The 12,936-nt window shown below is 65.4% G+C and carries 13 protein-coding genes; 5 read left to right on the top strand and 8 right to left on the bottom strand.

The window, feature by feature from the left end:
• Positions 1 to 3 precede the first annotated feature (3 nt).
• From IFT75_RS11090 to IFT75_RS11105, 4 genes are all read left to right on the top strand, one after another.
• A complete protein-coding gene (locus IFT75_RS11090; RefSeq protein ID WP_192054797.1) occupies positions 4 to 1,623 on the top strand; it encodes a 5-oxoprolinase/urea amidolyase family protein in 1,620 nt (539 codons plus the stop codon).
• Entirely contained in the window at positions 1,620 to 3,359 is a 1,740-nt protein-coding gene (locus tag IFT75_RS11095) for an acetyl/propionyl/methylcrotonyl-CoA carboxylase subunit alpha (RefSeq protein WP_192054798.1), read from the top strand. Before IFT75_RS11090 ends, IFT75_RS11095 begins: the two co-directional genes overlap by 4 nt.
• A 141-nt stretch (positions 3,360 to 3,500) precedes the next feature.
• Positions 3,501 to 4,415: a lysine exporter LysO family protein gene (locus tag IFT75_RS11100; protein WP_192054800.1), complete on the top strand. Its 915-nt coding sequence runs from the start codon at positions 3,501 to 3,503 to the stop codon at positions 4,413 to 4,415.
• A gap of 338 nt (positions 4,416 to 4,753) precedes the next feature.
• Positions 4,754 to 5,980 carry a TIGR03862 family flavoprotein gene (locus tag IFT75_RS11105; RefSeq protein WP_192054802.1) on the top strand — a complete coding sequence of 409 codons (1,227 nt, stop codon included), beginning with the start codon at positions 4,754 to 4,756 and terminating at the stop codon, positions 5,978 to 5,980.
• A gap of 54 nt (positions 5,981 to 6,034) precedes the next feature.
• Here IFT75_RS11105 and IFT75_RS11110 read toward each other — a convergent pair whose 3' ends face one another.
• From IFT75_RS11110 to IFT75_RS11130, 5 genes are all read right to left on the bottom strand, one after another.
• Positions 6,035 to 7,369 carry a DEAD/DEAH box helicase gene (locus IFT75_RS11110; protein ID WP_185795171.1) on the bottom strand — a complete coding sequence of 445 codons (1,335 nt, stop codon included), beginning with the start codon at positions 7,367 to 7,369 and terminating at the stop codon, positions 6,035 to 6,037.
• A 39-nt stretch (positions 7,370 to 7,408) separates the two neighbouring features.
• Complete coding sequence (gene yedA / locus IFT75_RS11115; RefSeq protein WP_192054804.1) at positions 7,409 to 8,308, bottom strand: drug/metabolite exporter YedA; 900 nt, start codon at positions 8,306 to 8,308, stop codon at positions 7,409 to 7,411.
• Between the two features lie 91 nt (positions 8,309 to 8,399).
• Positions 8,400 to 9,011, bottom strand: coding sequence for a 3'-5' exonuclease (locus tag IFT75_RS11120; protein WP_192054806.1), 612 nt, complete (start codon positions 9,009 to 9,011; stop codon positions 8,400 to 8,402).
• Between the two features lie 12 nt (positions 9,012 to 9,023).
• Positions 9,024 to 9,503: a LabA-like NYN domain-containing protein gene (locus IFT75_RS11125; protein ID WP_043192734.1), complete on the bottom strand. Its 480-nt coding sequence runs from the start codon at positions 9,501 to 9,503 to the stop codon at positions 9,024 to 9,026.
• 126 nt (positions 9,504 to 9,629) lie between these two features.
• On the bottom strand, positions 9,630 to 10,352 hold the full coding sequence (locus IFT75_RS11130) for a DUF2076 domain-containing protein (RefSeq protein ID WP_192054808.1): 723 nt from the start codon (positions 10,350 to 10,352) through the stop codon (positions 9,630 to 9,632).
• Between the two features lie 221 nt (positions 10,353 to 10,573).
• On the opposite strand from IFT75_RS11130, the gene IFT75_RS11135 reads away from it, so the two are divergent.
• The gene (locus IFT75_RS11135) at positions 10,574 to 11,227 is read left to right on the top strand and encodes a YciC family protein (RefSeq protein WP_192054809.1); all 654 of its coding nucleotides are present in this window, start codon (positions 10,574 to 10,576) and stop codon (positions 11,225 to 11,227) included.
• Positions 11,228 to 11,236: 9 nt separating this feature from the next.
• On the opposite strand, the gene rutF is transcribed toward IFT75_RS11135, so the two are convergent.
• Genes rutF through rutC form a run of 3 tightly spaced genes read right to left on the bottom strand, consistent with a single transcriptional unit; the run spans position 11,237 to position 12,935 of the window.
• On the bottom strand, positions 11,237 to 11,752 hold the full coding sequence (gene rutF / locus IFT75_RS11140) for an NADH-dependent FMN reductase RutF (RefSeq protein WP_192054811.1): 516 nt from the start codon (positions 11,750 to 11,752) through the stop codon (positions 11,237 to 11,239).
• On the bottom strand, positions 11,749 to 12,531 hold the full coding sequence (gene rutD, locus IFT75_RS11145) for a pyrimidine utilization protein D (RefSeq protein WP_192054813.1): 783 nt from the start codon (positions 12,529 to 12,531) through the stop codon (positions 11,749 to 11,751). The genes rutF and rutD overlap by 4 nt, the downstream gene beginning before the upstream one ends.
• Positions 12,532 to 12,551: 20 nt before the next feature.
• Positions 12,552 to 12,935: a pyrimidine utilization protein C gene (gene rutC, locus IFT75_RS11150; protein WP_192054815.1), complete on the bottom strand. Its 384-nt coding sequence runs from the start codon at positions 12,933 to 12,935 to the stop codon at positions 12,552 to 12,554.
• Position 12,936 lies beyond the last annotated feature (1 nt).

Raw genomic sequence — 12,936 nt, forward strand, 5'->3', positions numbered from 1 at the left:
GCCGTGCGTTTTCTACCGGTCAACCTGGACACCCTGCTGGTCGAGCTGAGCGACCTGGAGCAGACCCTGGCCCTGTTCGACGCCTTGAGCGCCGAGCCGCTGGCGGGGGTGGAAGAGATCATCCCGGCCGCGCGGACGCTGCTGATCCAGTTCCGCCCCAGCGCCATTACCCGCCAGGCGCTGGTCGACCACGTCGCCCGTCAGGACCTGGGCCAACGCCGGGCCGCCGAGCAGCGCCGGGTGGAAATTCCCGTGCACTACAACGGCGAAGACCTCGACGAGGTCGCCGCGCTGCTGCAGATCAGCCGCGACGAAGTGATCCGCCGCCATACCGCCGAGGACTACAGCGTGGCGTTCTGCGGCTTTGCGCCAGGCTTCGGCTACCTGACCGGCGGCGCCGGGTTCCAGGTGCCGCGCCGGCAGACGCCGCGCACGCGCATTCCGGCCGGTGCCGTGGCGCTGGCCGGCGAATTCAGTGGTATCTACCCCAAGGCCAGCCCCGGTGGCTGGCAGATCATCGGCGTCACGCCCTTGCAGATGTGGGACCTGGAGCGCACTGAACCGGCTCTGTTGCGCCCCGGCTACAAGGTACGTTTCATCGATGCCGGGCCGCTGCCTGTAGGTGGCTTGCCCGTGCCCAGCCAGCCCGCTGCGGCCCTGCCACCGAGCGGCGCGTACCTGCAGATTCTCAGCCCCGGCCTGCACAGTGTGCTGCAGGACACCGGCCGCATTGGCCAGACCGGCCAGGGCGTGTCCCGCTCCGGTGCGCTGGACCTGGGCGCGTTGCGGGCCGCCAACCGCGCCGTCGGCAACCGCTCGGACATGGCCTGCGTGGAAACCGTGCTCGGCGGCCTGCGCTTCGTCTGCCACGGCCACGCCGTGATCGCCGTCACCGGCGCGCAAACCCCGGTTACCCTGACCAGCGCCAGTGGCCTGCAATGGCCTGTGGACAACTATCGACCCCTCGAACTGGTATCGGGTGACACGGTCACCCTGGGTACGCCCAGCGCCGGGCTGCGCAGCTACCTGGCGATCCGCGGCGGCTTCGACGTGGCGCCGGTGCTCGGCAGCCTGTCGACCGACACCCTGGCCCAGGTCGGCCCGCCCGCCCTGGCTGCGGGAGACCAGTTGGGGTTCACCCCGCCTACGGGCGGCACCAGCGTGTCGCTGAGCGAAGCCCCGGCGTTCGCCCTGCCCAAGACGGCCGACATCGTCACCCTGGATGTGCTGATGGGGCCACGCAGCGACTGGTTCACCGCCGATGCCATCGAGCGCTTGAGCAGCCAGCACTGGCAGGTCACCCCGCAATCCAACCGCGTCGGCATCCGCCTGGCCGGTGAAACGCCGCTTACGCGCAGCAACCCGCAGGAGCTGCCCAGCGAAGGCACCGCCGTGGGCGCGATCCAGGTGCCGGCCAGCGGCCAGCCCGTATTGTTCCTGGCCGACCACCCGCTGACCGGCGGCTACCCGGTCATCGCCGTGGTCGCCAGCTACCACCTCGACCTGGCAGGGCAGATACCGGTCAATGCACGGATCCGCTTCAACCCGGTGGCCGCCTTCGAAGACATCCAGCCCACCGCGCCAGCCCCTTCTTCCCCTGCCGATGTGGAAAGACTTCCATGAAAAAACTCCTGATTGCCAACCGCGGCGAGATCGCCGTGCGCATCGCCCGTGCCTGCCGCGACCATGGCGTGCAATGCGTGGCGGTGTACGCCGATGCCGATATCGACGCCCTGCATGTTCGGCACGCCGATGAAGCCTACGGGCTCGATGGCCAGCGGCCTGCCGAAACCTACCTGAACATCGGGAAACTCCTGGAGGTGGCCCGGCGCAGTGGCGCAGACGCCGTGCATCCCGGCTATGGCTTTCTCTCGGAGCGAGCCGATTTCGCCCGCGCGGTCATCGACGCGGGGCTGATCTGGGTCGGCCCCAATCCCGAAACCATCGATGTGCTCGGCGACAAGGTAGAAGCGCGCAAGATCGCCCAGGCCGTGGGCGCGCCTCTGGTTGCCGGTACGCCGGGGCCGGTGGCAAGCGCCGACGAAGTGCTGGCCTTTGCCGAACAGCACGGCCTGCCCATCGCCATCAAGGCCGCATTCGGGGGTGGTGGGCGCGGCATGAAGGTCGCCTGGCGCCTGGACGAGGTGGCTGAGCTGTTCGCCTCGGCGGTGCGCGAGGCAGAGGCCGCCTTCGGCCGTGGCGAATGCTACGTGGAACAGTTTCTCGACCGGCCCCGGCACATCGAAGCGCAGATACTGGCCGACAAGCATGGCCAGGTGGTGGTGGTGGGCACGCGCGACTGCTCCCTGCAGCGCCGCAACCAGAAGCTGGTGGAAGAAGCGCCCGCGCCGTTCATCACCGAACAGCAGCGCGAGCGTATTCATCAATCGGCCCGCGACATCTGCGTCAAGGCCGGTTATGTCGGCGCCGGCACGGTCGAATTCCTGCTCAGCCAGGATGGCACCCTGTCGTTCCTGGAGGTCAACACGCGCCTGCAGGTCGAACACCCGGTCACCGAAGAGACCACCGGCGTGGACCTGGTGATCGAGCAACTGCGCATCGCCGACGGCTTGCCGCTGTCGTTCGATGAAACCCCGGCGCCGCGCGGTCACAGTTTCGAATTTCGCATCAATGCCGAGGATCCGGGCAAGGGCTTTCTGCCCACTCCCGGCCAGATCGACGAGTTCATGCCGCCGTTCGGCCCAGGCGTGCGCCTGGACAGCGGTGTGAGCAGCGGGTCGAGCGTGCCCAGCCACTTCGATTCGATGATGGCCAAGCTGATCGTCACCGGCGCCACCCGTGAGCAGGCGATTTCCCGCGCCCGGCGCGCCCTGGCCGAGTTCCGTATCGAGGGGATCGCCTCGGTGCTGCCGTTCCACCGCGCCGTGATGGATCACCCGGACTTCACCGGCAGCGACGGTTTTGCCGTGCACACGCGCTGGATCGAAACCGACTTCGCCGAGACCATCAGCCTTGCGCCGCGGGCCGCACCCGTGGCCGACACGGACATTCTGCGCACCTTCGTCGAGATCGATGGCAAGCGCCACGCCCTCGGCCTGCCAAGCGCGCTGTTGCGTGGCATGAGCCTGAATGCGCCGGCCGCGGCCCCACCGCATGCAACGGCCGCTGCAGACGTGGATCCCCAGGCCTTGCTCACCCCGGTGGCGGGTAACCTGCACACCTGGGTAGTGGAAGACGGCGCGACGGTGTCCAGCGGCCAGGTAGTGGCAGTGGTCGAAGCGATGAAGATGGAAAGCTCGGTACTGGCCCCGTGTGCAGGCCGCGTAAGCATCGGCCAGCAGGCCGGTGACTACTTCGAGGCAGGCGCCGTGATCGGTCGTATCCAGGCCGACGACTGACCCATGGCAGCAGGCGGCACCGGGTCATGGCCCAGGTGCCGTTACCTGGAAAAAGCCCAGCCGAACGCGCTGCGCATCTGGAATAATGCCGGCCTTCGTCACCCGCACCACTCCAATGGATTTTGCACAAGGCCTGCAACAATGCTTTCGATCGTCGCTTCACTCCTGCCCATTCTGCTGGCGCTGGCCGGCGGCTGGCTGCTGGCAATTTTCATCAGCCCCGCACTGCGCCAGCGGCTGGTGAAGCTGATCACCCCATTCATCTGGCTGCTGCTGTTTTCGATCGGCTACGAATTCGGCAATGTCTTGGGCGCCTTGAACTCGGCACGCGAATCGGCGCTCACCGCGCTGGTCTTCGCCCTGCTCACCACCGCCGTGCCCTGGTTGATGCTGTCGTGGGGCACCGCTGCTGCAGTGGCCCACCCAGCGTCGGCGCGCCAGGGGCTGGCGGGCATTGTCCCACCGCTCAAGGAGTGTCTGATCGCGCTGCTCGCCCTGGCGCTGGGCGTCGGCATGTATCACCTGTGGGGCGCGGCCGACGGCTCGGGTTTCGCCTGGCCTTCGACCAGCTACTTCCTCTATGTACTGATCGTGCTGGTTGGGCTGGACCTCTACGGAGTCCGGCCCGACCCGTCGTGGTACTCGCTGCGCACGCTGAAGATTCCCGCGATGGTGGTGATCGGCTCGCTGCTGGGCGGCCTGCTCGCGGCCTGGGCCACCGGCCAGCCGCTGGCCATTTCCATGGCGCTGTCCAGTGGCTTTGGCTGGTTCACCTTGTCCGGCGTGCTGGTGGGCCACCATGCCGGTGAAGCCTTCGGCGCCATGGCCCTGCTGACCGATCTGTTCCGCGAGATCCTCGCCATCGGTCTGCTCTACAGCCTGGGCGCGCGGCGTCCGCTGCAATGCATCGCTGCAGGCGGTGCCACTTCCCTGGATTCGACCTTGCCGATCATCAAGCAGAAGTGTCCGCCCGAATTGCTCCCGGTGGCCCTGGTCAGCGGTTTTCTGCTGACGGTGGTCGGGCCCTTGTTGATGGTGTTCTTCCTGACCGTATGAGTTATGCACACCAGCGCAGCGGTGGATAAGTTACGCACAATCGCTGTGCAACTGCCTGTGGATAATCTGCGCATAAGCGCCTGGCGTGCCGTACAGGCGGGGGTATGGGCGAAGCGGTCATTTTTTGATCAGTGATGTCGAGCGGTTTTGCACGCGCAAGCGCGAGTTACCCACATCCGCTGTGCAACCGCACGTGGATAACCTGCGCAAAACAGGCTGCAGGCCTTGCGCTGTGGGGCTTTCAAGAAGCTGATCAAAAATTGATCAACATCGCCTGTGGATACAGGAGCGGAACGAGCCGTGTAGAATTCTCGTTCTTTCCCTGTCGATCCGCTTACATGCACTCTTCTTCCCCTCGCGTCGCCGTGATCGGCGGCGGCCCGGCGGGCCTGATGGCCGCCGAAGTGCTGAGCCTTGCCGGCGTGGCCGTCGACGTCTACGACGGCATGCCTTCGGTGGGCCGCAAATTCCTCCTGGCAGGCGTCGGCGGCATGAACATCACCCATTCCGAGCCCTACCCGGCTTTCGTTTCACGGTATGCGGAACGTGCGCAGGACGTTCGAGCATGGCTGGACCCATTCGATGGGTCACGGCTGCGCGAATGGATTCATGGCCTGGGTATCGACACCTTCGTCGGCACCTCCGGGCGGGTGTTCCCCGCCGACATGAAGGCCGCACCGTTGCTGCGGGCCTGGCTCAAGCGCCTGCGCGAGTCCGGCGTGGTTATCCACACCCGCCACCGCTGGCTGGGCTGGAACGCCGACGGCAGCTTGCGCATTGCCAATCCACAAGGCGAGTTGGCCGTACGTGCAGATGCCACGGTGTTGGCATTGGGTGGCGCCAGTTGGGCGCGGCTGGGTTCCGACGGCGCCTGGGTGCCGTGGTTGCATGATCGCGGTGTACCGATCAAGCCGCTGCAACCCTCCAACTGCGGCTTCGAAGTGCCGGGCTGGAGCGCGCTGCTGCGGGAGAAGTTCGCCGGCGCACCGCTGAAGAACGTTGCCCTCGGGCTGGCTGGCGAGCCCTTGCGCAGGGGTGAATTCGTGCTGACCGAAACAGGGGTGGAAGGCAGTTTGGTGTATGCACTGTCAGCCGGGATTCGCGAGGCGATCAACCGCACTGGCAAAGCGACCCTGCATCTGGACCTGCTGCCGGATCGTCCTGTGGATAAGGTTCGGGCCGCGTTGCACAAGCCGCGGGGGTCTAAAAGCATGGCCCGGCACCTGCAGGGGCAACTGGGCCTGGAAGGGGTGAAGGCCGGCCTCCTGCGGGAGTTGACCGATGCGCAAGCCTTCGCCGACCTCGATGCGCTGACCTTGGCGATCAAGGCCCTGCCGCTGACGCTGGTGCGCGTGCGGCCGCTCGACGAGGCCATCAGCACGGCGGGCGGTGTGGACTTGCAAGGGTTGGATCGGCACCTGATGCTCAACGCCGTGCCAGGCACCTTCTGCGCGGGTGAAATGCTGGACTGGGAAGCGCCTACCGGCGGCTATCTGCTGACAGCCTGTTTCGCCAGCGGGCGGCGCGCGGCGGATGGCGTGCTGGAGTGGCTGGCGCGGGGGTGATGTTTGCCTCGAGGGCCTCTTCGCGGGCAGAGGGCCTAGAGGCCCCCACACACCTCAAGGCTTGCGCTTGCGCGGCCCGGTATTGAACACCGGGACCTTGCGCACTGGCTTGACCACCGGCACCGCATCCACCGGTGAGTCACCGCTGTCGACCCACTTGCCCAGGTTCTTCTTGCTGCCACTGACCTTGGGCTTCTTCGGTTTTTTCGGTTTCTTCACCACCTGGCCGCTGGCATCGGTGTCCGGCACGCGATGGTCGGGCACGAAGTCTGGCTCGTCGACGCGCTTCAGCGTCTGCCGGGTGAGCGTTTCGATGGCCGACAGCAACTGCACTTCGTCGGCGCAGACCAGCGAGATAGCCTCACCGGTGGCCCCGGCGCGACCGGTGCGACCGATGCGGTGAATGTAGTCTTCGGCGACGATGGGCAGGTCGAAGTTGACCACCAACGGCAGGTCTTCGATGTCCAGGCCGCGCGCGGCAACATCGGTGGCCACCAGGATCTGCACCTCCGAGGCCTTGAAGCGATCCAGCGCGCGCTGGCGCGTGGCCTGGGGCTTGTCGCCGTGGATGCCATCAGCGTTGACACCCAGACCTTGCAGCTTCTCGACCAACGCGTCGACGCCGTTACGGGTCTTGGCGAACACCAGCACCTGTTTCCAGCGCTGCTTCTTCAACAGATGGCAGAACAGCTCGGCCTTGCGCTTCTTGTCCACCGGCACGATCCACTGCTGCACCGAGCTGGCCGCCACGTTGCGCGGGCTGACTTCGATGCTCAGCGGGTCGTTGAGCATCTGCCCGGCGAGCAAGCGAATGGCATCGGAAAAGGTCGCCGAGAACAGCAAGGTCTGACGCTTCTTCGGCAAGGCCGCATAGATGTCGCGCAGCTCCTCGGAAAAGCCCAGGTCGAGCATGCGATCCGCTTCATCCAGCACCAGGGTCTGCAGCTGGGAAAACTTGACCGCGTTCTGCCGATACAGATCGAGCAGACGCCCAGGCGTCGCCACCAGCAGGTCGACGCCCTTGCGCAGCTTCATCATCTGCGGATTGATGCTGACCCCGCCGTACACGGCATAAGTGCTCAACGGCAGGTGCTCGCCGTACTCGACGATATTGGCGTGGACCTGCTCGGCCAGCTCGCGCGTGGGGCACAGCACCAGCGCGCGCACCGAATTGCTCGCCACCTTGGGCCCTTCCATGGCCAGCAACTGCAGCAATGGCAGGGCGAAACCGGCGGTCTTGCCGGTACCGGTCTGGGCCGCAGCCATCAGGTCGCGGCCGGCCAGCACTGCCGGAATGGCTTGGGTCTGCACCGGGGTCGGCGTCTGGTAGCCAAGCGTTTCAAGGGCGCGCTGCAGGGGTTCGATCAGGCCAAGGGTGGCGAATGTCATGGGTCTACCGTCAGAAGATGTTTCGCAATGGCCGGCAGTTTACCCTGTCGGCAGCGCTTTCGCCTTGCGCCATTGCGGCACCCCGATCAACACCACCGCACCGATGATCACCGCCATCGCCACGCACTCCTCGACGCCGATGTGCTCGCCGGCGAAGAGAATGCCCAGCAGCACGGCCACTGCCGGGTTGACGTAGGCATAACTGGTGGCAGCTGCCGGGCGCACGTGCTTGAGCAGGTACATATAGGCACTGAAGGCCACGATCGAACCGAAGAACACCAGGTAGGCCAGCGCGCCCCAGCCGGCGGCGGTCGGCCATTGCTGCAGGCGCTCGCCGGAAATCAGGCTGCCGAGCAGCAGCACCGCGCCGCCGATGAGCATTTCCGCCGCTGCTGCCATGGCGCCCTGGGGCAATGGCAGGCTGCGGCTCCATACCGAGCCAAAGGCCCAGGCGGCCGCTGCGAAAATCAGCAAGGCGGCGCCCAGCGGGCTGGCCTGCAGGTTGGAGCCCAGGTTGAGCAGACCAATGCCGATCAGCCCGAGGACGATGCCGGCCCACTCCAGACGAGTATTGCGCTGGCCGCGAAACAGGCCGAAGAACAGGGTGAACAGCGGCACGGTGGCCACGGCCAGCGCCGCTACGCCGGAGGACACCCCGGCGTGCTCGGCGACCGTGACCCCACCATTGCCGCAACTGAGCAGCAGGATGCCCACGCACCCGGCTGCGCGCCATTGCGGCCAGCTGGGGTTGGGCGCCCCGCGCAGGCGCAGGAAGCTGTACAGCAGGGTTCCAGCGATGAGAAAGCGCACTCCGGCCATCAGCAACGGTGGCCAGGACTCGACGCCGATACGGATGAACAGGTACGTCGAGCCCCAGACGAAGTACAGGGCCAGAAAAGCGCCGATAAGCAGCAGGGGGAAGCGGGACTTGGCAGGCATTTCAAAGGTCATCCATGGTGTGTTTTTATTCTTTCCTGATGGGAACGGCGCGGGCGGCACTCCCTTCTACCCGCGAAGAGGCCCTCCAGCCCTACCCCATCCGATGCTTCTGCAAAACCTCGCGCATCTTCGCCATCGGCACTTTCTGCAGCGTGCAGAACAACCCATGGGACACCTCGGCCAGCCCGTGGCGCTCGCGCAGTTCCAGCGCCAGGTGCTGGGTCAGGTTGGCGGCCATCTCGGCGTCGGCCATGGCCCGGTGAGCCTGGCCGGTGTGTGGCAGTTTCGCCCACTGGGTCAAGGTGCCCAGCTTGTGATTCGGCGCGCCAGGGAACAGGCGGCGGGCCATCAACATCGAGCAGGCGAAACTCTGCACCCGTGCCCGTCGCAGCAGGCTCAGCTCGTGGTCCCAGAACTTCTGGTCGAAGGAAGCATTGTGCGCAAGCAACGGCGTGCTGCCGACGAACTCGGCCACTTCGGCCATGACCTCGGCGGCCGGTGGTGCCTTGCGCACCATGGCCGTGGTGATGCCGGTGAGGCTGGCAACGAAGCCAGGCACGGGCAGGCCGGCGTTCATCAGGCTCTGGTAGCGCCCGACGATTTCGCCGCGCTCGAGCATGACCACGGCGATTTCCGTGGCGCGACAGCCCATGTTCGGCGAGATGCCAGTGGTTTCGAAGTCGATGACAGCAATGCGTTCCAAAGCGGTGAAACCTCAGTTCTTCAGCAGCAACGCGCCTTCGATGGGCACGTAGCGGGTGGCGGCGCGGATCAGTGAGTTGGCGGTCAGGCCCGGAACCCCATAGGCCACGGCCTCGACCCCGTGCTTGCCGATAATGCGGTCGAGCAGCAGGTCGAAGTCGCCGTCGCCCGAAGCAAGCACGATTTCGTCGACGTGATCGGCGGCGTCCATGATATCAATGGTGATGCCCACGTCCCAGTCGCCCTTGGCCGAGCCATCGCTGCGCTGGATATAGGGCTTGAGTTTGACCGTGAAGCCGAGGTTGCGCAGGATCTGCTGAAACTGCTGCTGCTTGCTGTCGCCACGGTCGATGGCGTAGGCATAGGCTTCGACGATCTGCCCACGCTGGCCGATGTCGGCCCACAGCGCGGCATAGTTGAAATGGCAGCCGTAGGCCTGGCGCACGGTGTAGTAAAGGTTCTGTACATCGGCGAACACCGCGATCTTCTTCACCGCACTTCCTCGTCGCGCTGGGCGCCTGAGCTTCTGGATAGCCAGTATGCCAGTGTTGGGGCAAGGATGGGGGTGACTGTGCCGGCCTCTTCGCGGGCATAGGGCTCGCGAAGAGGCCCTCGGCCTTTACACGAAATCATCATCCTCGGACATGAAGCCGCCGTCATCGCCGCTGTCATAACCGGCATCCGCCAAACCACCCTGTTCATTCCAGCTGTCATTGCTGACCTGTTGGGCATCGCCGCTTTCGTTCCAGCCACCGCCGTCGCTGGCCTGGGCGGGCTCTTCCTTGATGACCTCGACGACCTCCTGCGGATTGTCGTGATGAAACAGACTGCTGATGCCCTGCGCCAGCATCACACCACCGGCCACACCCGCGGCCGTCTGCAGGGCGCCGCGCATGAAACCGCCACCTGCGGCCGGCGCCTGAGCACCTGGGGCGGCGTAGTTCTGCTGTGGCGGTGGCTGGTACGCCGGCGCCTGGCGAGCCGGCTCGCGCCAGCCATTGCCCTGCGGCTGCACTGCCCGCGCAGGCTGCTGTGCTTCGCGAGTGCCGCCGCCGAAAATGCTCGACAGGAATCCACCACCGCCCTGCTGCGCCGGTGCTGCCGATTGGCTGCGCGCCTGTTGCAACTCGGTCTGCAGCTGCTGGTTCTGCTCGCTCAGGCGCTTGATCGCCGCTTCCTGGACCAGGATCGCCTGCGCCATGTAATAAGGCGCGGCCGGCTGGGCGGCCACATGCCCCTTGATGCGTTCGTCAGCCTGCGCATCGCGCGCACTGCCTTCCTTTTCTGCCTGCTGAAGGCGGGTGAACAGACCGTCGATCAAGCTTTGCTCATCAGTGTTCATGGCGACCTCGCTCGATTGCCCACAAAATGGGTACAGCCGGCGCACAGTGCGTCGGTTCTGCTTCAATGATGGGGCTGGCGCCCCGCCTTTCAATGACCGGCCGCGATTAAACTTTGTTCACCCTCCCCCGTTGCCGCCGTTCGCAGCCTGCGGGCCGGGTGTTGAAAAGCGCCACCATCGGCTAAAGTGTCGACCTGCTTTTTGACCTGTGACCCGGCCCCATGAACCCGCTGATCGTATTGCGCGACTCGTTCTATTTCTTCCGCATCAACCTGTGGGCGATTCTACGCCTGTGCCTGCCGCTGGTGGTCTGCGAGGCCCTGGCGCGCGAACTGGTGGCGCGCGCCAGTGGCCCCGACGCCACTGTCATGTACGACGTGGCGGTGGGCTTGCTGTTCTACCCGCTGTACACCGCCGCACTGATCCTGTTTCTCGACGCCCGCACCGACGGCTACGAGCCGCAGGGTCGGCACCTGCTGGGCAAGGCCTTGCACCTGTGGCCACGCTTCGCCCTGATGGCTGCCCTCAGCACACTGCTGATCATGTTCGGCATGTGGCTGTTCGTGCTGCCGGGCCTGTACCTGATGATCAAGCTGTCGTTCTCGGAATACCTGCTGGTGCTGCGCAACATCACCCCCTTGCAGGCCATGCGCGAAAGCTTCGACATGACCAAGGGCAAGTTCTGGCCGATCCTGTTCACCCTGCTGGCGATCATGATCCCGCTGTGGCTGCTCGACGGCCTGAGCGCCATGGCCTGGACCGACACCCGGCCCACGCTGGTGCGGCTGCTGGTGGACAGCGTCAACAGCTTCCTGCAGCTGCTGCCCAGCGTGGTGTTGTTTCGCCTGTTCATGTTGATGAGCAAGCCTGACTGACCACTGCGTTCAGGCGCTGGCCTGGGTGCCGGCCAGCTCGTGGTAGCGGCGAGCGAAGTAGACCAGCACATCGGCTTCGTCCTGCTGGCGGATATCCAGTACTTCGCACACCAGAATGTCGTGGGTACCGACGCTGGTGCTGCTGGTGATCTTGCAGTCGAAAGACAGCTTGGCACCTTCCAGTATCGGCGCACCGGTGACCCCCTGGCTCCAGCAGCCGCCCTCGAAGCGCTGCGCCTGGGGCGTCTTGCCGCCAAAAGCGTTGGACAAGGCTTGCTGGCCATTACCCAGGGTGTTGACGCACACCGTGCCGTTGCCCGTGAACGACTCGTACACCGATGCAGTGCGATTGATGCACACCAGCAGCGTCGGCGGCTGGTCGGTCACGCTGCACACCGCCGTGGCAGTGAAACCCGCGCGCCCATGGGGGCCGTCGGTGGTGATGACGTTCACGGCGGCGGCCAGGCCGGCCATGGCGTCACGGAAGGCTTGACGCTCGACGGGAAGCGAATGAGGCACGGTCATAGTGAAAGTCCTTGAAAGTAGTCCAGCACAGCACGATGGAAGGGTTGCGGGTCGCTGACGCTTGACGCGTGCCCGCCGTATTCGAGTACCACCAGCGTGGCATTGGGCAACCGATTAGCCAGGTGCCGGGAACGCTGCCACGGCACCAGCATGTCGTCCCTGTTGGCGATCAGCAGCGTGGGCGTGTGAATGCCTTGCAGCCGCGATTCGATGTCGAAGGTTTCCAGCGCGTTGATCCGCCGCAGCAGGTTGTCATGGCTGGGAAAGTGGGCCAGAGCATGGGCCTCGTCTTCGGCCAGACGCGCGCCGTTGCTGGCGATCCAGTCGGCGGGATACAGAAACAACGCCTGCGCTTGTACGTAAGCCTGCGAGCCGCAGTGGCGCAGCAGGTTCTTGCGTACCGCAAAACAACGGGCGCTGTGCGGATTGGGGCTGCTCCAGGCGTTGATCAGCACCAGGCTGCTCAAACGCTGGGGCTGCAGCGCGGCCAGCGCCAATCCCACCAGGCCACCCAGGGCGTGGCCCATGAAATGGCATCGCTCGATATTGAGTTCGTCGAGCAGCCCCAGCAGCTCTTCGGCCATGTGCTCGATGCTGTAGCCCTCGGGCAATTGCGCAGGGCTGCGCCCGGTTCCGGCATGGTCATAGGTCACGACGCGAAACTGCTCGCCGAGCAGCGCCAGGTCACCGGCCCAGAACCCGGCCGAACCGCCGAGCCCCGAACTCAGTACCAGGGTGGGTGCGTCGGCATCCTGCCGACCGTGTATGGCGTGGTACATGCAAACCTCCGCAGTGAGTGTCAGCCGATGTGCGCAATGCTGGCGATTTCGATCAGCGCGTCAGGTTTGACCAGACCGCACTGGATGCAATAGCGCGCAGGCTTCTCGCCGGCGAAGTACTCGGCGTACACCTCGTTGACCTTGGCGTAGTCGGCCCAGTCGCGGATCATGATCATGTTGAAGGTCACGTCATCCAGGGTACCGCCGGCCGTTTCCACCACACCCTTGATGGTCTCCAGCACGTGACGGGTCTGCGCTGCCGCGTCACCGACGTGCACCACGTTGTTGTCCTTGTCGAACGGCAGGGTGCCCGAGACGTACAGCACGCCATCGGCCAGCGAACCCGGAACGAACGGCGCCAGGGGCTTGCCGGTGCCTGCAGGGATAATCGATTGCTTGGTCATC

The sequence above is a fragment of the Pseudomonas sp. CFBP 8758 genome (genome assembly GCF_014841725.1).
Taxonomy (GTDB): Bacteria; Pseudomonadota; Gammaproteobacteria; order Pseudomonadales; family Pseudomonadaceae; genus Aquipseudomonas; species Aquipseudomonas baltica.